General features: G+C 62.6%; 21 protein-coding genes. 3 read left to right on the top strand and 18 right to left on the bottom strand.

From position 1 onward, the window contains the following. Nucleotides 1-220: 220 nt before the first annotated feature. The 10 genes from folD to ndk form a co-directional block, all read right to left on the bottom strand. A complete protein-coding gene (gene folD / locus QMX78_RS06450; protein WP_282267661.1) occupies nucleotides 221-1,120 on the bottom strand; it encodes a bifunctional methylenetetrahydrofolate dehydrogenase/methenyltetrahydrofolate cyclohydrolase FolD in 900 nt (299 codons plus the stop codon). A gap of 63 nt (nucleotides 1,121-1,183) precedes the next feature. Further along, nucleotides 1,184-3,043, bottom strand: a complete 1,860-nt coding sequence (locus tag QMX78_RS06445; protein ID WP_282267659.1) for a monovalent cation:proton antiporter-2 (CPA2) family protein — start codon at nucleotides 3,041-3,043, stop codon at nucleotides 1,184-1,186. Between the two features lie 80 nt (nucleotides 3,044-3,123). Then, nucleotides 3,124-4,281 carry a molybdopterin-synthase adenylyltransferase MoeB gene (moeB, locus tag QMX78_RS06440; RefSeq protein ID WP_282267658.1) on the bottom strand — a complete coding sequence of 386 codons (1,158 nt, stop codon included), beginning with the start codon at nucleotides 4,279-4,281 and terminating at the stop codon, nucleotides 3,124-3,126. A 243-nt stretch (nucleotides 4,282-4,524) separates the two neighbouring features. After that, nucleotides 4,525-5,925 (bottom strand): ribosome biogenesis GTPase Der, encoded by a 1,401-nt coding sequence (gene der, locus QMX78_RS06435; protein ID WP_282267656.1) that lies wholly within the window; start codon nucleotides 5,923-5,925, stop codon nucleotides 4,525-4,527. A 12-nt stretch (nucleotides 5,926-5,937) separates the two neighbouring features. Beyond that, nucleotides 5,938-7,134 (bottom strand): outer membrane protein assembly factor BamB, encoded by a 1,197-nt coding sequence (bamB, locus tag QMX78_RS06430; RefSeq protein ID WP_282267653.1) that lies wholly within the window; start codon nucleotides 7,132-7,134, stop codon nucleotides 5,938-5,940. After that, on the bottom strand, nucleotides 7,134-7,775 hold the full coding sequence (locus QMX78_RS06425) for a tetratricopeptide repeat protein (RefSeq protein WP_282267651.1): 642 nt from the start codon (nucleotides 7,773-7,775) through the stop codon (nucleotides 7,134-7,136). The genes bamB and QMX78_RS06425 overlap by 1 nt, the downstream gene beginning before the upstream one ends. Nucleotides 7,776-7,830: 55 nt before the next feature. Then, nucleotides 7,831-8,664, bottom strand: a complete 834-nt coding sequence (locus QMX78_RS06420) for a RodZ domain-containing protein (RefSeq protein ID WP_282267649.1) — start codon at nucleotides 8,662-8,664, stop codon at nucleotides 7,831-7,833. 6 nt (nucleotides 8,665-8,670) lie between these two features. Then, complete coding sequence (locus tag QMX78_RS06415; protein WP_282267647.1) at nucleotides 8,671-9,462, bottom strand: type IV pilus biogenesis/stability protein PilW; 792 nt, start codon at nucleotides 9,460-9,462, stop codon at nucleotides 8,671-8,673. Beyond that, entirely contained in the window at nucleotides 9,449-10,654 is a 1,206-nt protein-coding gene (gene rlmN, locus QMX78_RS06410) for a 23S rRNA (adenine(2503)-C(2))-methyltransferase RlmN (protein ID WP_282267646.1), read from the bottom strand. The genes QMX78_RS06415 and rlmN overlap by 14 nt, the downstream gene beginning before the upstream one ends. A 15-nt stretch (nucleotides 10,655-10,669) precedes the next feature. Further along, nucleotides 10,670-11,095: a nucleoside-diphosphate kinase gene (gene ndk, locus QMX78_RS06405; protein WP_057628193.1), complete on the bottom strand. Its 426-nt coding sequence runs from the start codon at nucleotides 11,093-11,095 to the stop codon at nucleotides 10,670-10,672. A 208-nt stretch (nucleotides 11,096-11,303) separates the two neighbouring features. On the opposite strand from ndk, the gene QMX78_RS06400 reads away from it, so the two are divergent. The 3 genes from QMX78_RS06400 (at nucleotide 11,304) to QMX78_RS06390 (ending at nucleotide 15,652) form a co-directional block, all read left to right on the top strand. Beyond that, nucleotides 11,304-11,957: a TetR/AcrR family transcriptional regulator gene (locus QMX78_RS06400; protein ID WP_282267645.1), complete on the top strand. Its 654-nt coding sequence runs from the start codon at nucleotides 11,304-11,306 to the stop codon at nucleotides 11,955-11,957. Nucleotides 11,958-11,991: 34 nt separating this feature from the next. Further along, nucleotides 11,992-14,364, top strand: coding sequence for a 3-hydroxyacyl-CoA dehydrogenase/enoyl-CoA hydratase family protein (locus QMX78_RS06395; RefSeq protein WP_282267644.1), 2,373 nt, complete (start codon nucleotides 11,992-11,994; stop codon nucleotides 14,362-14,364). Between the two features lie 79 nt (nucleotides 14,365-14,443). Then, a complete protein-coding gene (locus QMX78_RS06390) occupies nucleotides 14,444-15,652 on the top strand; it encodes an acetyl-CoA C-acyltransferase (RefSeq protein ID WP_282267643.1) in 1,209 nt (402 codons plus the stop codon). A 169-nt stretch (nucleotides 15,653-15,821) separates the two neighbouring features. On the opposite strand, the gene galU is transcribed toward QMX78_RS06390, so the two are convergent. From galU to cmk, 8 genes are all read right to left on the bottom strand, one after another. After that, nucleotides 15,822-16,700: a UTP--glucose-1-phosphate uridylyltransferase GalU gene (galU, locus tag QMX78_RS06385; RefSeq protein ID WP_282267641.1), complete on the bottom strand. Its 879-nt coding sequence runs from the start codon at nucleotides 16,698-16,700 to the stop codon at nucleotides 15,822-15,824. Next, nucleotides 16,700-18,616, bottom strand: coding sequence for a nucleoside-diphosphate sugar epimerase/dehydratase (locus QMX78_RS06380; protein WP_282267639.1), 1,917 nt, complete (start codon nucleotides 18,614-18,616; stop codon nucleotides 16,700-16,702). Before QMX78_RS06380 ends, galU begins: the two co-directional genes overlap by 1 nt. Before the next feature lie 14 nt (nucleotides 18,617-18,630). After that, nucleotides 18,631-19,581: a glycosyltransferase family 4 protein gene (locus QMX78_RS06375; RefSeq protein ID WP_343239188.1), complete on the bottom strand. Its 951-nt coding sequence runs from the start codon at nucleotides 19,579-19,581 to the stop codon at nucleotides 18,631-18,633. A gap of 24 nt (nucleotides 19,582-19,605) precedes the next feature. Then, nucleotides 19,606-20,784, bottom strand: a complete 1,179-nt coding sequence (lapB, locus tag QMX78_RS06370) for a lipopolysaccharide assembly protein LapB (protein ID WP_282267637.1) — start codon at nucleotides 20,782-20,784, stop codon at nucleotides 19,606-19,608. Between the two features lie 6 nt (nucleotides 20,785-20,790). Beyond that, nucleotides 20,791-21,090: a lipopolysaccharide assembly protein LapA domain-containing protein gene (locus tag QMX78_RS06365; protein WP_282267636.1), complete on the bottom strand. Its 300-nt coding sequence runs from the start codon at nucleotides 21,088-21,090 to the stop codon at nucleotides 20,791-20,793. Nucleotides 21,091-21,186: 96 nt separating this feature from the next. After that, nucleotides 21,187-21,492: an integration host factor subunit beta gene (locus QMX78_RS06360; RefSeq protein ID WP_057628209.1), complete on the bottom strand. Its 306-nt coding sequence runs from the start codon at nucleotides 21,490-21,492 to the stop codon at nucleotides 21,187-21,189. 87 nt (nucleotides 21,493-21,579) lie between these two features. Next, nucleotides 21,580-23,265, bottom strand: a complete 1,686-nt coding sequence (rpsA, locus tag QMX78_RS06355; RefSeq protein ID WP_282267634.1) for a 30S ribosomal protein S1 — start codon at nucleotides 23,263-23,265, stop codon at nucleotides 21,580-21,582. Nucleotides 23,266-23,458: 193 nt separating this feature from the next. Continuing rightward, a complete protein-coding gene (cmk, locus tag QMX78_RS06350) occupies nucleotides 23,459-24,133 on the bottom strand; it encodes a (d)CMP kinase (RefSeq protein ID WP_282267632.1) in 675 nt (224 codons plus the stop codon). Between the last annotated feature and the right edge of the window lie 40 nt (nucleotides 24,134-24,173).

Genomic DNA, 24,173 nt, shown 5'->3' with positions numbered 1-24,173 from the left:
GCCGAGCATGGCTCGGCACTACATTGATCCTGTACGAGGAAAGCCCTTGCCGAGCATGGCTCGGCACTACATTGATCCTGTACGAGGAAAGCCCTTGCCGAGCATGGCTCGGCACTACATTGATCCTGTACGAGGAAAGCCCTTGCCGAGCATGGCTCGGCACTACGCTGATGCTGTACGGGGAAAGCCTCTGCCGAGCACGGCTCGGCACTACAGGAGCTTAGAACTTCAACCCCTCGGCGCTGGCCTCGGCCGCCTCGATCGTGTTCTGCATCAGCGTGGCCACCGTCATCGGGCCAACACCGCCCGGCACCGGGGTGATCCAACTGGCGCGCTGCGCTGCCGCTTCAAAGCCGACATCGCCGACCAGGCGGCCATCGTCCAGGCGGTTGATGCCGACATCGATCACCACCGCGCCCGGCTTCACCCATTCACCCGGAATCAACTGCGGGATGCCTACTGCGACGACCAGGATGTCAGCGTTGCGCACGGCCTGTTCCAGCACGTCCTTGGGGGTGAACTTGTGGCAGCTGGTCACCGTGCAACCGGCGATCAGCAGCTCCAGCCCCATCGGCCGGCCGACATGGTTGCTGACACCAACGATGGTGGCATTGCGGCCACGCACCGGTTGGTCGGTATGCCCGAGCAGCGTGGTGATACCGCGCGGCGTGCACGGGCGCAGGCCGAACTCGCGCAGCACCAGGTGACCCACGTTCTGCGGGTGGAAACCATCCACGTCCTTGCGCGGATCGATGCGCTGGATCAGGCGGTTGGCATCGGGGATGCCCGGCAGCGGTAGCTGGATCAGGATGCCGTGGATCTTGGGATCAGCGTTGAGCTGATCGATCAGCTCCAGCAACTGGGCCTCACTGGTACCTTCCGGCAGATCGTAGTCGAAGGCTTCGATGCCGACCTTTTCGGCCGCGCGACGCTTGTTGCGCACGTACACCGAAGACGCCGGGTCACCGCCCACCAGCACCACCGCCAGACCGGGCCGGGCGCCGCCAGCGGCCAGGCGGGCGTCGACGCGCACCTTCAAATCGTCGAGCAGTTCCTCGGCGATGCGGCGGCCATCAAGGATGCGGGAGGTCTGCGTGGAGGCGTCGGCGAGGACAGTCATGGGGTATGGCGGTGAACACGGGGGCGGCTATTGTCCCTGATTCCGGCCGCCGCCACACCTTTGTCATGGCCCCGTCGCCCCGCCTGAATCGGCGGCGGCGGGCTCACCTGCCCCGGCAATGGCGTCAGGATTGAGTGGACGCGCTTCACGCCGCGGCGGGGTGAACGGCGTCGGCGTCGGTGCTCCGGGCGTATTGCGGTACATCAGCCCGGTGTCAGCCTGCAGCCCGCCGCCGGCCATTTCCAGCTCAAAACGTTCGGCATCGCGTCGGCGGATTTCGCGCGCGACCACATCAGCCTCGTCCTCATCCACACCCAGCTGCATCAGCGCCGCGCGACCAAACTCCACCGCCGACTCGAAGGTTTCACGGATCTGGAAATCCACGCCGGCATGTATCAGCGACAGCGAATGCTCGCGGTCAAACGAACGCACCAGCAGCTTGGCCAGCGGGAACTCATGCCGCACCAGCTCGACGATGCGATCCGCAGCTGCGCGGTCATCCACGCAGACCGCAATCGCGCGAGCGGTCTCGGCACCGGAGGCGCGCAGCACATCCAAGCGAGTGCCATCGCCGTAGTAGATCTTGAACCCGAACCGCGTAGCGCTGCGGATCATGTCGATATCGTTGTCGATGATGGTCACGTCCACATCGCGCGCCAGCAGCGATTGGCTGGACACCTGGCCGAAGCGCCCGAAGCCGATCACCAGCACACTGCCCGTGAGCCCGTCGGCCGCATCCACATCGTCGACGGAGACCTGCCCTTCCTTTACCAGCAGCCGATAGACCAGCATGCACAGCGGCGTCAGCGCCATCGACAGCACCACCACCGCGGTGAGGTTGGCATTGACCTTGGCATCGATCACGCCGGTCGTCGCGGCGGCGGCAAACAGCACGAAGGCGAACTCGCCGCCCTGCGCCATCAACACGCCACGGTCCAAGGCCTGCCGATGATCACTGCCCATCACCCGCGCCACGCCGTAGATGCAGATCGCCTTGGCCAGCATCATTGCCGGCACCAGCAACGCGATCACCTTCCAGTTGGCCGCCACCACCGACAGGTCCAGCGCCATGCCAACGCTGAGGAAGAACAACCCAAGCAGGATGCCGCGGAACGGCTCGATATCCGCTTCGATCTGATGCCGGAAGGTGGATTCGGACAGCAGCACGCCGGCCAGGAACGCCCCCATCGCCATCGACAGCCCGCCGAGCTGCATCAACAGCGCCGCACCCAGCACAACCAGCAACGCCGCCGCCGTCATCACCTCACGCGCCTTGGCAGCAGCCAGGATGCGGAACAAGGGGTTGAGCAGATAGCGCCCTACCAGCACCAGGCCAACAATGGCGCCCGCACCGATGGCGATGCTTGCCCAACGCGAACCTTCGTGCGCCCCGATCTGCGCCGGTGCCATCCACGCAACCACGGCCAGCAGCGGCACAATCAACAGGTCTTCAAACAACAGGATGGAAACAATCTTCTGCCCGGATGGCAGGGTCAGGTCACCGCGCTCACCCAACAGCTGCATCACCACCGCGGTGGAGGTCAGCACGAAACCAGCGGCAGCGATGAAGGCGATCTGCGGGCGGTAACCGAACAGAATAGCCACGCCGGTCAGCACCAGCGCACAGGTCACGATCTGCGCCGTGCCCAGACCAAAGATCTCGCCGCGCAGGCTCCAAAGATGCGACGGCCGCATTTCCAGGCCGATCACGAACAGGAACATCACCACGCCCAACTCGGCCACATGCAGGATGGCCTGTGGATCAGAGAACCAGCCAAATCCAAACGGGCCAATGGCCAGGCCGGCAACGAAGTAGCCCAGCACCGAGCCCAGGCCGAGGCGCCTGAACAAGGGCACAGCCACCACCGCAGCGCCCAACAGGGCAACTACCTTTACCAATTCCTGCGAGGATTCCGCTGCCATGCCACATCACCTTGTAATCGTCCAGGTGAACGATAAAGCAAAAAAGCTGCAGAACCGATCAGCGCCTACGGCATTTCACCTCATGGCGAATGCGAACAGAACGCGGCGTAATCGATATAGCCGGGGAAAGGCACGCCAGGGGCACACAACGGACAGGCCGGGTCGGCACGCACGCGGGTTTCGCGAAAGCGCATCTGCAGGGCATCGAAACGCAGCAGACGCCCGGTCAACGGTTCGCCGATCTCCAGCAGCAGCTTCAACACCTCGGTTGCCTGCATCAGCCCCGCCAGCCCCGGCAACACGCCCAGCACGCCGGCCTCGGAACAGTTAGGGGCGAATTCAGGCGGTGGCGGCTCCGGGAACAGGCAGCGGTAGCACGGTGCGACACCGCGCTGGCGGCCCGCGTCGAACACACTGACCTGCCCATCGAAGCGTTCGATGGCGGCGTAGACCAAGGGCTTGGCGTGCTTGATGCAGGCATCGTTGAGCAGGTAGCGCAGCGGGAAGTTGTCCGAGCCATCCAGCACCACATCCACGTCCTGCAACAGGGCATCGATGTTGGCCGAGGTGACGCGCTCAGCGATCGCCTCCACCTCGATATGCGGGTTCAGCGCCAACAGCCGCTGCCGCGCGGAGTCCACCTTGACCGTGCCCAGGGCGGCTTCGGTATGGATGATCTGCCGCTGCAGGTTGCTGCGCTCGACCACGTCGTCATCGACAATCCGCAGCCTGCCAACCCCCGCTGCAGCCAGGTAGAACGCAGCCGGCGCACCCAAGCCACCTGCGCCAAGCACCAGCACACTGGATTGCTGCAAGCGGCGCTGGCCACTTTCGCCCACCTGCGGCAACAGCAGGTGCCGCGAGTAACGGTCGTAGAAGTCGCGCTCACCGGCATCCAGCATCGGTTGAACCAAGGGCAGACCTGCTGTACGCCAGGCGACAGTGCCGCCACGTACCGAAGACAGATTGGTATAGCCGGCGTCCCGCAGCGCCTGCGCGGCGTCCGCCGAGCGCTTGCCGCTTTGGCAGATCAGCAGGATCTCGCGGTCGAGGGCTGGCAGGTGCAACGCAGGACCGGCCAGCAGCGCTGCCTTAGCGACGCCGATAGCACCTTCGGCCATGCCACCTGCCCGCTCGTGCACCTCGCGCACGTCGATCAGCAATGCACCATCTGCGTGGCGGAGACGGGCCTGTTCGGGGGTCAGTTCGCGGATGCTCATGGCTGGATTATCGGTCAAACGGGAAAGAAGAGAGAAACCGGCTTTTTGGCTCTGGCCTCTGGCCTCTGGCCTTTGGGCTTTGGGCTTTTTAAGCTCGTCATTCCCCCGCGGGCGGGAATAACGAAATAGTTTTTCGGCCATGCCTGGCAAATGGCGCAAGCCCAAGACCCAAGTCAGAAAAACCGAGCAAAAACAAAAGCGGCCTTTCGGCCGCTTTCGTCTAGATCACTTAGTACGCTTGAACCGCGTTCCGGGCCTGAATCACTTCCGGCCCTTGACGTGCTTCATCAGACGCCGCTTGGCCTTGACCTGGCGATCCGTCAAGACGTTCTTCTTGCCTTCGTACGGGTTGGCACCCTCACGGAACAGGAAGGTCACCGGCGTGCCAACCAGCTTGAAGCGCTTGCGGAAAAAATTCTCCAGATAGCGCTTGTACGAATCCGGCAGTTCCTTCAGGCGCGTACCGTGCACGATGAAGGTCGGCGGATTGCTGCCACCCGGATGCACATAACGCAGCTTGGAGACATGACCACGGATGCTCGGCGGCGGATTGGCCTCATAGGCGATTTCCAGCGCCTTGTTGACCTCGGCCGTGCTGAACTCGTGCGTTGCGGACGCATGCGCCCGGTGAATCGCCTTGAACAACTCGCGCAGGCCCGAACCATGCAACGCGGAAATCCGAACGTTCTCGGCCCACGGCACGAAGCCCAGCTTCAGCGACAACAGGGTTTCAGCCTGCTGCTTGTCGTACTCGCTCAAGCCGTCCCACTTGTTGATCGCAATGACCAGGGCACGACCGGCATCCAGCACCGCACCCAGCACGCTGGCATCCTGATCGGTCACGCCTTCGTGGGCGTCCAGCAACAGCACCGCCACCTGGCACTGCTCGATCGAGCGCAGCGTCTTGACCACGCTGAACTTTTCCACCACTTCATCCACGCGCGACTTGCGGCGCAGGCCCGCGGTGTCGATCAAGCGGTACAACTGATCGTCGCGCTCCAGATCCACCGCGATCGAATCGCGGGTGGTGCCGGGCACTTCCGAGGCAATCATCCGCTCCTCACCGAGGATGCGGTTCACCAGCGTCGACTTGCCCACGTTGGGGCGGCCAACGAAGGCAATGCGGATGCGGTTCGGATCGTTGTCCAGGGTCTCGGCCGTGCCTTCTTCCGGCAGGCGACCGACAACCTCTTCAACCAGATCATCGATGCCCTGCCGGTGCGCGGCAGAGACAGTCAGCATCTCGCTGAAGCCATAGCGGGAAAACTCCGAACGAACGGCATGTTCGTCCGTACCGTCGATCTTGTTGATCAACAGCAAGGTAGGCCGCGCAAGCTTGCGCAGCCAAGACAGGATCTCGTCATCCAGGGCCGACGTGCCATCACGCGCGTCAACAACAAATACGATCAGATCCGCCTCACCGGCGGCGGCTCGGGCTTGGCGCGCAGTGGCGCCAGCCAGCCCTTCCTCTTCACCGGCGATACCACCGGTATCGACGATCAGGAAGGGATTGTCCTCATCTAGACGGCAAACACCGTAGTTGCGATCGCGGGTAACACCCGGCTGGTCATGCACCAGCGCATCGCGTGTACGGGTCAACAGATTGAAAATGGTGGACTTACCGACGTTCGGTCGTCCAACCAGGGCGACCAAAGGCAGCATCGCTATGACTCCTTATTGGGCCAACCGGAATGCGGTCAGCTTTCCATCAACGTTCTGCACCAGCAGGATGCCGTCAGCGACGACCGGCTGCGCCAGCAGAGCATCACCACCGCTCTTCTCACGCGCTGCCAGTTCGCCATCGCTCAACCGCAGCCAATGCAGATATCCCTTGTAGTCCCCCACCACGGCATAGTCACCCTGGATGGCGGCACCGGTCAGCGAGCGGCGCGCCAGCGCCTGCTGTGACCACATTGCCGAGCCGGAGGTCTTGTCCAGCCCGTACACCACGCCCTTGCCATCGGTGACCACGACATTGCCCGAGGACACCGCAACACCACCGCCACCGCCGTGGTCACGCGACCACAACGGGCGACCAGTCGGGCCTTCAATGGCCATGGTTTCGTTCTTGAAGCTGGTCACGAACAGCGTATTGCCTTCCAGCACCGGCGCACCATCGATGTCAGCCATGCGTTCCAGCTCGGTACGGCCTTCCGGCGTACCCACCATCTGTTCCCACAACGGGCGACCATCCTGCATCGCCAGCGCGGCGAGGGTACCGTCGTCGTTGCCGATGAACAGCACGCCCGGGCCGGTCACCACCGGCGCGTTGCCACGCACGGTCAAGGACGGCAATTCCTGCGAGTTGAACCAGCGCTGTTCGCCGGTAGCAGCGTCCAGCGCAGTGGTGCGGCCGTCATTGCTGCGCACGAACACCAGCCCCTGCGCAACGGCCGGCGCCGCAATCACCTCACCTGGAACCTTGGACTTCCACTTTTCGCTGCCATTGGCCGCGTCCAGCGCAATCACCTGCCCGTCCAGCGTGCCGATCACCACCAGGCCGTCACCAACGCCCGGGCCACCGGAAAGACGCAGCTTGGGCTTCTTCTTTTCCTTGGCCGGGCTGTATTCCCAGACTTGCTTGCCGGTCTGCAGGTCGAGCGCGTGCACGCCCCCCTGCACCGCCGCCGCGTACACGCGACCGTCAGCCACGATCGGCGCCTGGCGCAGGCCGATACGGCCCTCGCCCTTGCCGACGTTTGCCGACCAGATCTTGTCGACCTTGACGCTGGCCTCGAACTTGGTCAGCTCAGCAGGCTCAAGCGCCTTCTTGGCCTCTGCGTCCTTGCCCGCGAACCAACCCTTGACCGTCGAACAACCGGTCAACGCCACTGCCATCAAGGCAACGCCTGCAACTTGCTTGAACTTCATCAATTCTTCTCCGCTGCAGGATCAGCCACGGTGCCGCCGGCGTCCATCAATTTGGTTTCCAGCAAGCGGCGCTGCGGTGCAGCCACGTCCAGCTTGGCCAGCGCTTGGGTGTACAGCTCGCGCGCTTCATCACGCTTGTTCTGCGCCATCAGGGCGTCAGCACGGATCTCCAGACCCGCGCTGTCGTCAACCTTGCCCAGCAGGGCCGCTGCGTCCTGCGGCTTGCCGGTTTCAATCAACAGGCGCGCAATACGCTGGTCGATCAATGCCTTGAACTCACCCTCGGTATTGAGCGCACGCAAGGTCTTGATCGCGTCATCGTACTTGCCCGCTTCGACCTGGGCCTTGGCCAGTTCCAGCGATGCCAGGTCAGCATAGATGCTGGCCTTGCTACCACCCAACGCCGCAACCTCCTTGGCCGCCTCGTCCAGATTCTTGGACTGCAGGCTGCGAGAGACGGCTTCGTAACGGACGTTGGCGTCGGCAAGCTTGCCGACCTGCTCTTTCTGCCACCACTGCCAACCGGCAATAGCACCAATGCCGAGAACTACTCCGCCGATAATCCCGGCGCCATTCTTGCGCAGCCACGTGCGGACACGTTCGCTTTGTTCGTGCTCGTCGAGCAGGTCGTCAATCGCCATGCGTACTCTCGCTCACCCTGGCGGGGAGCCTTGTTGTTTTGTTCGACGCCTGGTTTCAGTGCGAAACCGGCGCCACGGAGCCTTCAGAGGATACCGTAAAGCGGGCCACATTGCCGCGCTTGTACGGCGCCAGGTCGACGTTACCCGTCGCCTGCTGAACCTCGACCTCGGCTGCATTGCCCAGCACCATGCGCCCCACCTGACCTGCGGTGAAGCTGCGGCTCTCACCGGCGCGTATCAGGGCTTTTTCGACGGTTGTGCCATCCGGAGCGGAGATCTCCACCCAGCTGTCACCCTTGAAATTCAGGGTCAGCGCCGACGGAGCGGAAGCCGCCGTACGCGCCATGGGGGCCATCGAGGCAATGTAAGGACCAGCATCCGCGACTGGCGCGGCTGCTGGTGCCTGAACAGGCGCGACCGACTGCCCAGCGGTCGCCGGGGCCGGCACCACGTCCAGCGAAGCCGTGCTGGGCGGGGTGCTATTGGAATTGCCACTGATCACGTACCAGACCGGCACCGCCAGCACCGCCGTGATCACCACGTACACCGCACGACGGCCAATGTTCTCGGCCGCACGTTTCAGCCGCGGGGTATGCGTATGGCTGACCAGCTTGGGCGGTTCGACTGGCGCGATCCGCGCCTGTTCCAGCAAGCCCCCCAGATCAACCTTCAACAGGCGCGCGTAACTGCGCAGCTGACCGCGGACGAATACCGACGCACCCAGACGCGACCATTGTTCGGCCTCCAGCGCGGCAACCACCTGCTGCGGCATGCGCAACTGGGCAGCAACCTGGTCCAACGACAAACCGGCGGCCTCACGCGCTCTGCGCAGCTGCTCACCACAACCCACTACACCATCTAAAGCATTTACACCCGGATCATTGATCACAATGCATCAGCCTTGGGGATTCGAGGTTGCTGGCGAAGGAAACTCTTCGCGCAACCGCTGCTGGAACCGACCGGCAGCCGTCCTGTCGCCGAGTCGCTCTTCAATCTGAATGGCAAGTTGTAACACGGAAACCGTGGCCGGCGCAGCCGCCAAACGCCGCTGGTAGAAGGCCCTGGCCTCAAAATAGCGGCCGTGCAGCACTTCATTGCGGGTCATCGCCTCCAGCGCATAGGCATTGTCCGGAGCCAACGCCAGCGCCTGGCGAAGATTATCTTCGGCCCGTTCAAGCTGCCCGGTCTCCAGTGCGCAGCCGCCGGCGTTGGCCAAGGCATCCGCGCGGCCCTGGTAGTTCGGGTCAGCCAGGGCCCGGTCAAACCAGACCAAGGCCTCTGCCTGGTGGCCACTGCCACACAGCCAGGCACCGTAATTATTGAGCACATCACCCTGCAGCGGAGCCAGCTCGGCTGCCTTGCGGTACAGCACACCCGCCGCCTCGGCGTTGCCCTGATGCCCCTCGATCACCGCCTGCATGGTGTAAGCGTCAGGCAATCCGGACTCCAGCTTCTGCGCCGAGCGCGCGAACTGCAGTGCTTCATCCAACTGGCCACGACCAAAACGGTCGCCGGACAACCTCAGGAATTCCTGGTAACGCGCACGCCTGTTCGCGCCCTTGTCCTGCTTGATGCTGTAGTCCGGCGCCACCGACTGGGTACCGGTGATTTTGAGATTACCCCGCCCGCACGCCGCCGTGAGCGCTAGCAGAACCAACAGCAAAAACCAGCGATCAGGCGACCGCATCCCCGCCTTCCTGTTCCTGCAGCAGGCGATTGAACTCAGCCTGGCGACGGGTGCGATCCATCACCTGGCCCTTCAGCTGGCCGCAGGCGGCGTCGATGTCGTCACCACGGGTGCGGCGCACCATCGTCAACACCTGCGAGTCGAGCAGGATCTTCTGGAAGGCGCGGATCTGCTCCTCGTCCGAGCGCTCGTAGCGCGTCCCCGGGAACGGGTTGAACGGAATCAGGTTGACCTTGCCCGAATCCTTGGCCTGCACCGCGTTGTCGAACTGGCGCATCAGCCGTGCCAGCTGGCGGGCGTGCTCAGGCTGGTCGTTGATGCCCTTCATCAGCGTGTATTCGAAGGTCACCGAGTCACGCTTCTTGTTGCCGCGCAGGTAGCGCGCACAGGACGCCATCAACTCGGCAATCGGGTATTTCTTGTTGAGCGGCACCAACGTCTCACGCAGCTCGTCGTTCGGCGCATGCAGCGACACCGCCAGCGACACATCGCTCTCGACCGACAGGCGATCGATCTGCGGCACCAGGCCCGAGGTGGACAGAGTCACGCGCTTGTTGGCCAGGCCATAGCCCAGGTCATCGCGCATGATGCTCATCGCGCGGATGACGTTGTCGAAATTCATCAACGGCTCGCCCATGCCCATCATCACCACGTTGGTGAGACGGCGCATCTGGTGCGGCACGTTGCCCAGGTGGCGCGCGGCAACCCACACCTGGCCGATGATCTCAGCGGTGGTCAGGTTGCGGTTGAAACCCTGGGTAGCAGTCGAACAGAAGGTGCAGTTCAAACCGCAGCCGACCTGCGAAGACACGCAAAGCGTGCCGCGGGTTTTGTCCGGGATGTAGACGGTTTCGATGGCGTTCTTGCCATCCACGCCCATCGCCAGCAACCACTTGTGGGTGCCGTCGTTCGAGGGTTTGTCGAACACGATGTTCGGGACGACGACCTCGGCATGCTGCTGCAGCTTAGCGCGCAGCGACTTGCCGAGGTCGGTCATCTGGTCGAAATCGGTGACGTAGCGATGGTGGATCCACTTCATCACCTGATGGGCACGGAACTTCTGCTCGCCGAGGGTTTCGACGAAGAACTTTTCCAGGCCCGCGCGATCAAGGTCGAGCAGGTTCTGCTTGCCAGCGGTGGCTGCCGTTTTCGGCAACGGCTGGATGGCGGGTGTCTGTACGACCTCGTTCACGACTTCAACCTCTAATTAACGCGAAACCACTTCGGTGGCAGCAAAGAAGTAAGCCACTTCGTTGGCTGCGTTCTCGACCGAATCCGAACCGTGGGCGGCGTTGGCGTCGATCGAATCAGCGAAATCAGCGCGGATGGTGCCCGGCGCTGCGTCCTTCGGATTGGTGGCGCCCAGCAGGTCGCGATGGGCCAGGACGGCGTTCTCGCCTTCCAGGGCCTGGATCATCACCGGGCCGGAGATCATGAACTCGACCAGCGCGTTGAAGAACGGACGCTCGCGGTGCACGGCGTAGAAGCCTTCGGCTTCACGGCGCGACAGCTGCTTGTACTTTGCAGCGACAACCTTCAGGCCGGCCTTTTCGAAGCGGGCGTAGATTTCACCGATCACGTTCTTGGCAACGGCGTCGGGCTTGATGATGGAAAGAGTGCGCTCGAGCGCCATGGAAATTCTCCGGTAGTGGGCCGGTCGGCCCGAGGGTACATGAAAAAACCCGCGTGCGGACGCGGGCTTAGCCTGAATTGCGGTGGCTAATTCTACCGGGTGACCCCGACGTTTGCACAGCGCCAGATGAATGATGCTGCGCCGCAGCATGACCCGGGGGGGGGCCGGGCGTAGGATCCAAACAATCGTTTGATTGATTGAGCCAGCCATGGGCAAACCCGCCAGCTTCTCCACCAAGGACCGCATCCTCGGCGCGGCCGAGGAACTGTTCGCCCAGTACGGCTTTGCCGGCACCTCCCTGCGCCAGGTGACCAGTCACGCCGATGTAAACATTGCTGCGGTCAACTACCACTTCGGGTCCAAGGACAACCTGGTCAATGAAGTGTTCCGCCGTCGCATGGACGAGATGACCGCCGCCCGCCTGGGCCAGCTGCAGCTGGCACGCAGCAGCCAGCCCGGCGATCTGCGCGCGGTACTGGCCGCCTTCGTCGAGCCCGCCCTGGCGCTGGCCCAGGACCGCCAGAGCGGCGGCGCCTTCGTCCGCGTCATCGCCCGCGCCTATGCGGAGAAGAACGACAACCTGCGCAAGTTCCTGTCCGACCACTACGGCCATGTGCTGCGCGAGTTCGGCAAGGCCATCGACGCCTGCATCCCGGGCCTGAGCAAGGAAGAGCTGTACTGGCGCCTGGACTTCCTGGCCGGTTCGCTGACCTATGCCATGGCAGATTTCGGGCTGATCAAGCGCCCCCACAACATCAGCGAGGCCGAGCACCGCAGCAAGGCCGCGCAGGAATTGATCCATTTCGCCGAAGCCGGGTTCCGCGCCAGCGTGCGTAATCCGACCTCCCCCGTCGTTCCCTGATCCAACCGTCATCGCAGACCAAAGGTTTATCGATATGTCCAATTCCCTGCTTGTCCGCCGCGCCGCCGTACTTGGCGCAGGCGTCATGGGTGCGCAGATCGCCGCCCACCTGACCAATGCCGGCGTCGACACCGTGCTGTTCGACCTGGCCGCCAAGGAAGGTCCTGCCGACGGCATCGTGCTCAAGGCCATTGCCAACCTCGGCAAGCTGAGCCCGGCCCCGCTGGCCAGCAAGGCGCTTGCCGAAGCCATCACCCCGGCCAATTACGACTCCGGCCTGGAGCAGCTGCGCGACTGCGACCTGATCATCGAAGCCATCGCCGAACGGATGGACTGGAAGCAGGACCTGTACAAGAAGATCGCGCCGTTCGTGAACGAACACGCGGTACTGGCCTCCAACACCTCGGGCCTGGGCATCAACAAACTGGCCGACGTGCTGCCGGAAGAACTGCGCCACCGCTTCAGCGGCGTGCATTTCTTCAACCCGCCGCGCTACATGCACCTGGCTGAGCTGATCCCGGCCAAGACCACCGACAAGTCGGTGCTGGAAGGTCTGGAAACCTTCCTGACCACCAACCTGGGCAAGGGCGTGGTCTATGCCAAGGACACCCCGAACTTCATCGGCAACCGCATCGGCGTGTTCTCGATCCTGTCGACCATCCACCACACCCAGCAGTTCGGCCTGGGCTTCGACGAAGTGGACGGCCTGACCGGCCCGCTGGTCGGCCGCCCGAAGTCGGCTACGTATCGCACCTCCGACGTGGTCGGCCTGGACACCATGGCCCACGTCATCAAGACCATGGGCGATACCCTGCCTGACGACCCGTGGCACAAGTACTTCAACGCGCCGGCTTGGCTGGGCGCGCTGATCGGCAAGGGTGCATTGGGCCAGAAGACCGGCGCCGGCATCTTCCGCAAGGTCGGCAAGGACATCATGGTCGTCGACCTTGAGAAGCAGGACTACCGTCCGGCCGATCGCGTCGCCGCTCCGGAAGTGGTCGAGATCCTGAAGATCAAGAACCCGGCCGAGAAGTTCGCCAAGCTGCGCGAAAGCCAGCACCCGCACGCGCAGTTCCTGTGGGCGACGTTCCGTGACCTGTTCCATTACAGCGCCTACCACCTGGCCGATATCGCCGAAACCGCGCGCGACGTCGACCTGGCGATCCGCTGGGGCTACGGCTGGTCGCTGGGCCCGTTCGAAACCTGGCAGGCTGCCGGTTGGAAGCAGGTGGCGCAGTGGATCGCCGACGACATCGCCGCAGGCAAGAGCATGAGCAATGCGCCGTTGCCGGCCTGGGTGCTGGACGGCCGTGACGGCGTGCACGCCGCCGAAGGCAGCTACAGCCCGTCGCAGAACGCACTGGTGCCGCGCTCGTCGCTGCCGGTCTACCAGCGCCAGCGCTTCCCGGACGCACTGCTGGGCGAGAAGTTCGCGCAGGGCGAAACCGTGTTCGAGAACGACGGCATCCGTCTGTGGACTGACGGCGACGGCATCGGCGTCATCAGCTTCAAGACCAAGATGAACACCGTCTCCGACCAGGTGCTGGACGGCATCCAGCACGCGATTGCCTTGTCCGAGAAGCAGTTCAAGGGCGTGGTGATCTGGCAGAACAAGGAGCCCTTCTCCGCCGGTGCCGATCTGTCCGGCGCACTGGGCGCGTTGAAGGCCGGCAAATTCGCCGAGTTCGAGGCGATGGTTGCCAACTTCCAGCGCACCAGCCAGCGCATCAAGTACGCCACCGTGCCGGTTGTCACTGCGGTGCGCGGCCTGGCGCTGGGCGGCGGCTGTGAATTCCAGATGCATGCGGCCAAGTCGGTGGCGGCGCTGGAAAGCTACATCGGCCTGGTGGAAGCCGGCGTCGGCTTGCTGCCGGCCGGTGGCGGCCTGAAGGAAATCGCCGTGCGTGCCTCGCAGGCGGCCGGTCCGGACGGCGACGTGTTCGCCGAGCTGAAGAAGACCTTCGAAACCGTGGCCATGGCCAAGGTCTCCAACTCGGCGGTCAACGCCAAGGAACTGGGCCTGATGCGCGGCACCGACAAGGTCGTGTTCAACAGCTTCGAGCTGCTGCACATCGCCAAGGCCGAAGTCACCGCGCTGGCCGAAGGCGGCTACCGTCCGCCGATGCCGGCACGCCGCATCCGCGTGGCCGGCGACGTTGGCATTGCCACCTTCAAGATGATGCTGGTCAACATGCTGGAAGGCCGCTTCATCAGCCCCTACGACTACGAGATCGCCGAGCGCATCGCCACCGTGCTGTGCGGCGGCAAGGTCGACCGCAACAGCGTGGTCGACGAAGAGTGGCTGCTGACTCTGGAGCGCAAGCACTTCGTCGAACTGGCCCAGCAGGAAAAGACCCAGGCCCGCATCGCGCACATGCTGACCACCGGCAAGCCGCTGCGGAACTGAGTGAGCGTGCCTCGGGGTGGCGCTGCCAGCGCTGCCCCCGCCCGCCCTCACGCTCACACCTATTGAAGAGATCACTGCAATGACCAAGCAAATCCAGGACGCCTACATCGTCGCCGCCACCCGCACCCCGGTTGGCAAGGCGCCCAAGGGCATGTTCCGCAACACCCGTCCGGACGACATGCTCGCCCACGTGCTCCGCTCCGTGGTCGCACAGGCCCCGGGCGTGGACGTCAACCGCATCGACGACGCCATCATCGGCTGCGCCATGCCCGAAGCCGAGCAAGGCATGAACGTGGCGCGCATCGGTGTGCTGCTGGCCGGCCTGCCGAACACCATCGCCGCGCAGACGGTGAACCGTTTCTGCTCGTCCGGCCTGCAGGCCGTGGCGATGGCTGCCGACCAGATCCGTCTGGGCAACAGCGACCTGATGCTGGCCGGCGGCACCGAGTCGATGTCGATGGTGCCGATGATGGGCAACAAGATCGCGATGGCACCGAGCGTGTTCGACAACGACCACGTCGCCATTGCCTACGGCATGGGCATCACCGCCGAGAAGGTCGCCGAGGAATGGAAGGTCTCGCGCGAAGAACAGGATGCGTTCGCCCTGGCCTCGCACCAGAAGGCCATCGCCGCCATCCAGAACGGCGAGTTCAAGCACGAGATCAGCCCCTACGACATCGTTTCGCACCTGCCTGACGTGGCTGATGGCAAGCGCATCATTACCCGCAACAAGCTGGCCGATACCGACGAAGGTCCGCGCCTGGATTCGTCCGCAGAAGGCCTGGCCAAGCTGCGCCCGGTATTCCGCAATGGCCAGTTCGGCGGCTCCGTCACGGCAGGCAACTCCTCGCAGATGAGCGACGGCGCCGGTGCGGTGCTGCTGGCCTCCGAGCAGGCGATCAAGGACTACGGCCTGACCCCGCTGGCCCGCTTCGTCAGCTTCTCGGTCGCCGGCGTGCGGCCGGAAGTGATGGGCATCGGCCCGATCGCGGCGATTCCGAAGGCACTGAAGCAGGCTGGCCTGAGCCAGGACCAGCTGGACTGGATCGAGCTCAATGAAGCTTTTGCCGCGCAGTCGCTGGCGGTCATCCGTGATTGTGGCCTGGACCCGTCCAAGGTCAATCCGCTGGGCGGCGCCATCGCCCTGGGCCACCCGCTGGGCGCCACCGGCGCGATCCGTACCGCCACCCTGCTGCACGGCCTGCGCCGCCGCCAGCAGAAGTACGGCATGGTGACCATGTGCATTGGCACCGGCATGGGCGCGGCGGGTATTTTCGAATCGCTGTAAGCGATCTGCTGCGCTGTTGATCGAAGAAGGCGGCCTGAAGGCCGCCTTCTTTTTGCACGATTCATCGCGAAGAGCTACCCGGCGCCAGAAACAGAAAAGCAGCCTTGCGGCTGCTTCTCCACTGCATCCGGCTGACAGATGACGTCAGCCTGCAGAATACTCCCGGCACTTACTCCGCCAGCATCTTCTGCATCGCTGCCCGAGCCGGCCCTGCCAGCTTTTCGTTCTCCAATGCGAAGCGCACGGTCGCTTCGATCAGACCCAGATGGGTGCCGCAGTCAAAACGCGTACCTTCAAAGCGATACGCATCTACCTGCTCGGTCTTGAGCAACTGCGCAATCGCATCGGTCAACTGGATCTCACCACCTGCGCCGGTGCCGGTGGCTTCCAGCAACTCGAATATCTTCGGGCTAAGTACATAGCGACCAACGACCGCCAGATCACTCGGCGCATCTTCCGGCTTCGGCTTTTCAACGATCTGGGTGATATGCCCCTTGCGACCATCAAACTTGTCGGTTGCAACGATGCCATAGCTACCCGTCTTGTCATGCGGCACATCCTCCACCGCAATGACGCTGCCGCCACTGGCCTCGCTCAGGTCAGCCATCTGCTTGAGAGCGCCTTCGCCGCGGTTCCAGATCAGATCGTCGGGCAGCAGTACCGCAAACGGCTCGTCACCGACAATCGCCTTGGCACAAAGCACCGCGTGACCCAGCCCAAGCGCCTCGGTCTGGGTCACGAAAACAGCACGCACGCCCTTGGGCAGCACGTGCCGGATCAGCTCCAGCTGTTCCAGCTTGCCCGCGCGCTCGAGCTTCTGCTCCAGCTCGTAGGCCTTGTCGAAGTAATCGGCGACGGCGTGCTTGTAGCGATTGGTGATGAAGATCAACGTATCGCAACCCGCCTCGATCGCCTCATCCACCGCGTACTGGATAAGCGGACGATCAATGATCGGCAGCATTTCCTTCGGCACCGTCTTGGTTGCCGGCAGGAACCGTGTTCCAAGCCCGGCGACGGGAAACACTGCTTTTTTGATTCGACCGTGCATCAATGACTTCTTCCAGCTTCTTTGGTGGTGGGAAACGGAACGATGTTGGCTGTACCCGCCTGTCTCGCCGCGTCTTCGGCCGACATGAATTCAGGAATGGTTGTCGCAAGGATAGTGCGCATCCCCTCGATGTCATAGGCCGCAACAGCTTTCCTGAGGGCCGTCACGTTGTTCAAGACCAGCTCGGGAGAGAACTCACGCACCCCGGCGGCCAATACCTTCGGGTGCGCCGTCGGTTGGCAGTTCTCGTCTGCGTAGAACAATCTCTCGTGCAGCTTCTCACCTGGACGCAAACCGGTGTAGATGATTGGAATATCAACCCCCGGCTGCTTGCCCGCCAATCGGATCATCTGTTCGGCAAGGTGACGGATGAGGACAGGCTCGCCCATGTCCAACATGTAGATCGCACCGCGTGAAGACGATGCCGCTGCCTGCAGAATCAGCAGGCAAGCCTCGGGAATCGTCATGAAATAGCGCGTTACATCAGGATGCGTGACGCTGATCGGACCACCCTTGCGGATCTGTTCGCGGAACATCGGCACCACGCTCCCCACCGAGCCCAGTACATTGCCAAAACGAACGGTGACAAAACGAGTGTGGGCGCTGCGCCGGTTCAAGCTCTGGCAAATCATCTCGGCGTAGCGCTTGGTTGCGCCCAATGCATTGGCCGGATCAACCGCCTTGTCGGTGGAAATGAAGACGAAGTTCTCAACCCGCGATTCAATACAGGCAGTTGCGACGCACTCGGTCGACAAGGTGTTGTTACGCACCGCCTCGCGCAACTGCGCCTCCAGCAGAGGCACCTGCTTGTACGCCGCAGCATGGAACACGGTATCCGGGTTGTAGGTGCGCAGCGCGTGACGGATGACGGCAGGATCACCGCAATCGCCCAGCACGCCATGCACCTCCAGATCGGGGAAGCTTCGGTTCAATTCGGCCTGAATGTTGATCATCAGCAGTTCGCTGATTTCCAGGACCACGATGCGCGATACACCGTGCCGCGCACATTGGCGACAAAGTTCCGAACCAATGGAGCCACCACCGCCGGTGACCAGGACAGTACGCCCGCGCAACCAGCTGCGCAGCAGCTCCCAGTCCGGCAGGATGGGTTTGCGCCCCAGCAGGTCTTCAATGGCGACTTCTTTGAGCTGACCCGGCAACGAGCTGCCTTCGAGAATATCGGTCAAGCGCGGAACCGTGCGGAACGGCAAACCAGTGCTTTCACAAAGCCCGACCACACGCTGCATGCCAGCCGCATCAAGCGTTGGAATGGCGATCACCAGCAGCTTGGCACTGGTCTCCCTGGCAACTACCGCGACCTCGTCCAAGGTACCGAGAATCGCCGCGCCATGCAGCCAAGCCCCTTGCAGATGGGGCGAGTCATCCAGCAGGCCTACCGGCTCATAGACACCAGAACGGCGTAGATCCTTGATCAGTGATTCGGCTGCCTGGCCAGCCCCGAGCACCAGCACGCGCCGTGCACGGGCATCGGAATGCTGCGCCTGGTAGTCCTTCCATGCACGGTAAAGCAGACGAGGCCCACCCAGCATCGCGGACAACGCGAACGGATAGACCATCAACACAGAAATGGGAATGCCATCCAGGCGGCGATAGGAAAACACCATGACTATCGCCAACAGCCCGATGAAACTGGCCTTGAAAATGTTGATCAGATCGGCGACCGACGCAAATCGCCACAGCCCCCGGTACAGCCCCACCTTCCAGAATGCGACCGCCTGGATCGCAATGACCGCCGCAACATCGAGCGAAAACCACGGATGCACGGGACCTGCATCCAGCAATGCAAAGCGCGCCATCAGCAGCAACTGCCAACACAACCAAACCATGACCAGGTCGTGCAGCATCACCGCGTAGCGCGGACCACCGCCTACAAAGCGCTCGAACCAAGACGCCATATAAAACACTGTCCTTAAGTAAGTGCCTTAGCACGCAGGAACACCCACGCCATTGCCGCAGCAACCAGCCAGGTGACGCCCCCTGCCCACCCCCAACCTAGGGGAAGCCTTGAAAACTGCGCTGCAAGTGTAAGCCCCACAACGCTGAAGAGCGAATACCCCAGCGTCACAGCCGCGTGACTGTATTCACGCTTCACGAAGCGTTGATAAAGATGCTGGGTATGCGGCTGCATCCATGGTTCGCCCTTGAGCATCCGTGAAAGCAGCGTGAAACCCGAATCGACCAGAAACACTGCGGGCAGCATCAGCCATAGCACTGGCGCGCTGTCGGTGACACTCAGACCAAGTGCCAGCAGACCCGCCACCAGATAGCCAAGCGCGCCGCTACCAACGTCCCCCATGAAAATCCGAGCCCGGGGAAAATTGAACGGCAGGAACCCTGCACAGCCCGCCGCCAGCACCCAGCCGGCAAGCGCATAGGGCGCCGGCAGCAACCATGCCGCGCCCAGCCCCACCAGGATGGCCTGGGTGGTAGCCAAGCCATTGATGCCATCCATGAAGTTCCAGATGTTCACCAACGACACGGCCAACCCAAAACAGAACACCGCTTTCACCAGGCTCCCGGTGCCCAGCCATACCAATACCGCAAGCATCAGCCCGGCCACCAGGTGAACGCACAGCCGAGGCAAGGCGGGCAGCGAGCGATGATCGTCCCACCAGCCGATTCCCGCCACCATCAACAGGCCAAGCGCGAATACCAGCAGCACGAGCGCCTGGCCCGGTAACCACACAGCACCCAACACGCAGGCCAGCAACTGCGAGACCACAATGCCGCCCCCCCCACCACGCGGGGTCGACACGATATGGCTGCGGCGCTCGCCAGGCTGGTCGATCAACTGCCGCCAGCGCGCATAGCGGATCGCCAGCCAGGTCACTGCTGCTGCAGTAGCCAATACCAGCAGCACCAACCAGAAATGCTGTTCCGGCACTCAGAGCACCGCGAAGTTCAACAGCGGCTTGACCGTACCCCATTCCTTGCAGCTGGGACATTGCCAGTGGTGCGTCCGCGCACCAAAGCCGCAACGCGTGCAACGATAGGCCGGATTGCGGACCAGCAACTGATCGGTGATGTGCTTCAGGTCCTGCAAGGTGGCGACCGGATCAGCGCCTTCGGCGAGAGTCAGATCGATCAGGGCGGACTCGCCGCGTACCGAAGGCCGATCCTTGAGCTGGCGCCCCAGGTAGGCGCGCGCAGGCGCCGGCCCTTCCTGTTCTTCCATCAAACGGGTGAGCGCCAACACCGGCGCGATACCGCGGTAGTGCTCGGTCATTTCAGCCAAGAACGCACGCGCGCCTGCGAGATCACCGACATTGCGGTAATTCTTCAGCAGCTGCGGCAGGATTTCAGGCAGGTAGTCCGGATCATTGCGGGCGGCCCGTTCAAACGCGCGCACGGCCGCTTCATCATTGCCGAAATCACTTTCCAGACGGCCTTCGATGATGCCTGCACGCACGCTCATCGCATCGGCGACATTGGCCCGGTTGATCGCCGCACGCGCATCGTCCAACCGCCCTGCCGCGCGATAGCGCTCGGCCAGTTCGCATTCGAACTGCCCGATCAGCTTGCCCATCGGTTCGTCGGTGACCGCTTCATAGCGCGTTGCGTTCTCGATGGCCTTTTCCCAATCGCGCTCGGCTTGATAGATCCCGATCAGGTGCTTCAAGGCTTGCGGAGCGCGCTGGTCAAGCTTCGCCAGTTCGGTGAATACGGTTTCGGCGCGATCCAGCAGGCCGGACTTCATATAGTCCTCGCCGAGCGCCAGCAAGGCCTGCACGCGCTGCGTGTCACTCAGGTCATTGCGATTGACCAGGCCTTGGTGCAGACGGATCGCCCGGTCCACTTCGCCACGGCGGCGGAACAGATGCCCAAGCGCGACCTGGGTTTCGAAGGTTTCCTTGTCCAGCTCGGCAATATGCAGGAACAACTCGATGGCCTTGTCCGGCTGCTCGTTGAGCAGATAGTTCAAGCCACGGAAATAGGTACTGGAAAGACGGGTGACCTGATTCTCGCTGTGGCGTTGACCACTGCGACGACCAATCACCCACCCGCCGATCGCGGCAACCGGAAGGCAAAGGAAAAACCAGAACCACTCACTGATGAAGGCCATCGTTGCTTAGCGTCCGTCAAAAGGAGAAGGCGTCTGCGCGGCAGGCGCAACAGGCTCTGATGCCGTCAAGGCGGCCGCTTTATTGGCGCGACGCAGCTTGGTGTACATCGGCACCACCAGTGCCGCCATCACCATGCCACCGCCCACCAGGGCGCCGAGCAACAGCGAGGCAATGATTGCGATACCCGAGGTGGTTTTGAGCACCCAGAACGCGAGGCTGATTTCGATGGGCTGCGAGTTGAGCGAGCCGATCACAAGACCGCCTATCAACACCGCCAGCAGAATCACTAATCGAACGGTCTTCATGCGCCGGCTTACTCCTGTAACAAGAGCCCGTAGCTTACCGTTCAGCGGAAGAAATGGCAGCAGTCAATCTACTGCGCAGCACCCAGCCAGAAGCACTCAGGCAGGGTCGCTTTCCAGCGGCACCACCGAACTGACGCGCTCGCGCAGTTCCTTGCCCGGCTTGAAATGTGGAACATGCTTGCCCGGCAGCGCAACCGACTCACCCGTCTTCGGGTTACGGCCAAGACGCGGCGGGCGGTAATGCAGCGAAAAACTACCGAAACCGCGGATCTCGATGCGGTCGCCGGAGGACAGCGCCCCACCCATCATTTCCAGCAACGACTTCACCGCCAGATCGACATCATCAGCCTTCAGGTGCGCCTGGTGGCGCGCGAGGATTTCGATCAATTCGGATTTGGTCATTGCGTACTCGTCAATGGCAGGGTCTTACCCTGAAACGGCCCGGACTGATGTCCGGGCCGCCAGGTCAAATCTACAACAGGAAACCGATTACTCGGACTTGTTGCCGTTCAGCTGTGCGCGCAGCAGGGCGCCCAGCTGGGTGGTGCCGCTGGATGCCGAAGAGGACTGGTATTCCTCCAGCACTTCGCGCATTTCAGCATCGTCCTTGGCCTTGATCGACAGCTGCAGGGTACGGCCCTTGCGGTCCATGCCCACGAACTTGGCTTCGACCTTGTCGCCGACCTTCAGGAACTGGGTCGCGTCGTCGACGCGCTCGTTGGCAACGTCACGTGCCGAAACGTAGCCTTCGATGCCGTCAGCCAGCTCGATGGTTGCGCCCTTGGCATCAACTTCCTTCACGACGCCTTCGACCTTCGAACCCTTCGGGTTGGCAGCCATGTACTGGCCGAACGGGTCCTGCTCAAGCTGCTTGACGCCCAGCGAGATGCGCTCGCGCTCCGGGTCGACGGCCAGGACCACTGCGTCCAGGGTGTCGCCCTTCTTGAAGTTGCGAACCACGTCTTCGCCGGTGGTGTTCCAGCTGATGTCCGACAGGTGCACCAGGCCGTCGATGCCGCCGTCCAGACCGATGAAGATACCGAAATCGGTGATCGACTTGATCTGGCCGGAAACCTTGTCGCCCTTCTTGAAGATGGCGGCGAAGGTTTCCCACGGGTTGGCAGCAACCTGCTTCATGCCCAGCGAGATACGACGACGCTCTTCATCAACGTCCAGCACCATCACTTCGACTTCATCACCAACCTGGACAACCTTGGACGGGTTGACGTTCTTGTTGGTCCAATCCATCTCGGAGACGTGCACCAGGCCTTCCACGCCCGGCTCGATCTCAACGAACGCGCCGTAATCGGTCACGTTGGAGACCTTGCCGAACACGCGGCTGTTGGCCGGGTAACGACGTGCGATGTTGTCCCACGGATCTTCGCCCAGCTGCTTCAGGCCCAGCGAAACGCGGTTGCGCTCGCGGTCGAACTTCAGCACGCGCACGTCCAGCTCGTCGCCGACGTTCACAACTTCGGACGGATGGCGCACGCGCTTCCATGCCATGTCGGTGATGTGCAGCAGGCCGTCGATACCGCCCAGGTCCACGAATGCGCCGTAATCGGTCAGGTTCTTGACGACACCCTTCAGGATTGCGCCTTCCTGCAGCTTGTCCATCAGCTGCTCGCGCTCTTCCGAGTGCTCGCTCTCGACCACTGCACGACGCGACACGACCACGTTGTTACGCTTGCGGTCCAGCTTGATGAGCTTGAATTCCAGCTCCTTGCCTTCCAGGTAGGCCGGGTCGCGCACGGGGCGCACATCGACCAGCGAACCGGGCAGGAATGCGCGGACATCCTTGATGTCCACGGTGAAACCACCCTTGACCTTGCCGCTGATGCGACCGGTGATGGTTTCGTTCTTTTCCAACGCTTCTTCCAGCTCGTCCCACACCATGGCGCGCTTTGCCTTCTCGCGCGACAGGACGGTTTCGCCGAAGCCGTTTTCGATCGAGTCCAGTGCAACCTTTACCTGGTCGCCCACGCCCACGTCGATTTCACCAGCGTCGTTACGGAACTGTTCGATCGGCACGATGCCTTCGGACTTCAGGCCGGCGTTGATCACGACCACGTCGCCGCGGACTTCAACGACGGTACCGATAACGATGGCACCGGGCTTCAGCTTGGCCAGATTGGCCTGACTGGCTTCAAACAGTTCTGCAAATGATTCGGTCATTAGATTTACTCAGTTGAACATATGGACAGCGGATCTGTTGCGAAAACCCGTACTGTCCAGCCTGTTGGACGACCCCATGACAGCGGCCGAATGTGAATGAAAAAGCCCACCACGCACCATTGCGCAGCGGGTTGTTGCAACATCTTTGCTACGACTACGATCGATCAACTGACCGCACTCAACGCTGCGAGGATCAGGCTTCCTTGGAAACCAGACCCAGCACCTTGGCAACGACGTCGTCGATGCCAATACCGCTGGTGTCGATGAGGATGGCGTCATCGGCCGGCCTCAGGGGCGCCACTGCGCGCTGTGCATCACGGGCGTCGCGGGCCATGATCTCACGCAGGAGGTCTTCAAAGTTAACCGAAACCCCTTTTTCTTTCAACTGTTTATGCCGCCGCTCGGCCCGCTCCTCGGCGCTCGCGGTCAGGAAAACCTTGAATGGGGCGTCAGGGAAGATGACGGTCCCCATATCTCGACCATCGGCCACCAACCCGGGCAAAACCCTGAATGCGCGCTGACGCTCCTTCAGCGCGGCCCGGACCTCGGGAATGGCGGCAATGGCCGAGGCCAGTGCCCCCGTCGTCTCCAGGCGCAGCTCATCAGTGGCATCGCTACCGTTGACCAGTACCCGCAGGCTCTCGCCCTGCTCCACGAACTGGACCTTGGTGTCAAAGGTGCAGCGCACCAGCGCCGAGGCATCGGAGGTGTCTATATCAGCCCAGCTGGCGGCCACACCCACCGCGCGATACAGCGCACCGGAGTCCAGGTAATGCCAGCCCAGCTGGCGGGCAATAATGCGACTGACGGTACCCTTGCCAGCCCCGGACGGGCCATCAATGGTGAGAACGGGAGGCAATTGGCTCATTTAAACGCCTGTCTGGAACGAGATTCGGGCTATTCTAACG

It is taken from the genome of Stenotrophomonas sp. PS02298, from assembly GCF_029959445.1.
Classification (GTDB): domain Bacteria; phylum Pseudomonadota; class Gammaproteobacteria; order Xanthomonadales; family Xanthomonadaceae; genus Stenotrophomonas.
Note: the sequence above shows the minus strand (reverse complement) of the source record. Positions and strands in the feature narration are given on the sequence as shown.

Bases quoted from the DNA above. Each gene is read 5' to 3' on its own strand.
- folD (WP_282267661.1), bottom strand. From the start codon at position 1,120: ATGACTGTCCTCGCCGACGCCTCCACGCAGACCTCCCGCATCCTTGAT.
- QMX78_RS06445 (WP_282267659.1), bottom strand. From the start codon at position 3,043: ATGGCAGCGGAATCCTCGCAGGAATTGGTAAAGGTAGTTGCCCTGTTG.
- der (WP_282267656.1), bottom strand. From the start codon at position 5,925: ATGCTGCCTTTGGTCGCCCTGGTTGGACGACCGAACGTCGGTAAGTCC.
- bamB (WP_282267653.1), bottom strand. From the start codon at position 7,134: ATGAAGTTCAAGCAAGTTGCAGGCGTTGCCTTGATGGCAGTGGCGTTG.
- QMX78_RS06425 (WP_282267651.1), bottom strand. From the start codon at position 7,775: ATGGCGATTGACGACCTGCTCGACGAGCACGAACAAAGCGAACGTGTC.
- QMX78_RS06415 (WP_282267647.1), bottom strand. From the start codon at position 9,462: ATGCGGTCGCCTGATCGCTGGTTTTTGCTGTTGGTTCTGCTAGCGCTC.
- ndk (WP_057628193.1), bottom strand. From the start codon at position 11,095: ATGGCGCTCGAGCGCACTCTTTCCATCATCAAGCCCGACGCCGTTGCC.
- QMX78_RS06400 (WP_282267645.1), top strand. From the start codon at position 11,304: ATGGGCAAACCCGCCAGCTTCTCCACCAAGGACCGCATCCTCGGCGCG.
- QMX78_RS06395 (WP_282267644.1), top strand. From the start codon at position 11,992: ATGTCCAATTCCCTGCTTGTCCGCCGCGCCGCCGTACTTGGCGCAGGC.
- QMX78_RS06390 (WP_282267643.1), top strand. From the start codon at position 14,444: ATGACCAAGCAAATCCAGGACGCCTACATCGTCGCCGCCACCCGCACC.
- galU (WP_282267641.1), bottom strand. From the start codon at position 16,700: ATGCACGGTCGAATCAAAAAAGCAGTGTTTCCCGTCGCCGGGCTTGGA.
- QMX78_RS06380 (WP_282267639.1), bottom strand. From the start codon at position 18,616: ATGGCGTCTTGGTTCGAGCGCTTTGTAGGCGGTGGTCCGCGCTACGCG.
- lapB (WP_282267637.1), bottom strand. From the start codon at position 20,784: ATGGCCTTCATCAGTGAGTGGTTCTGGTTTTTCCTTTGCCTTCCGGTT.
- QMX78_RS06365 (WP_282267636.1), bottom strand. From the start codon at position 21,090: ATGAAGACCGTTCGATTAGTGATTCTGCTGGCGGTGTTGATAGGCGGT.
- QMX78_RS06360 (WP_057628209.1), bottom strand. From the start codon at position 21,492: ATGACCAAATCCGAATTGATCGAAATCCTCGCGCGCCACCAGGCGCAC.
- rpsA (WP_282267634.1), bottom strand. From the start codon at position 23,265: ATGACCGAATCATTTGCAGAACTGTTTGAAGCCAGTCAGGCCAATCTG.
- cmk (WP_282267632.1), bottom strand. From the start codon at position 24,133: ATGAGCCAATTGCCTCCCGTTCTCACCATTGATGGCCCGTCCGGGGCT.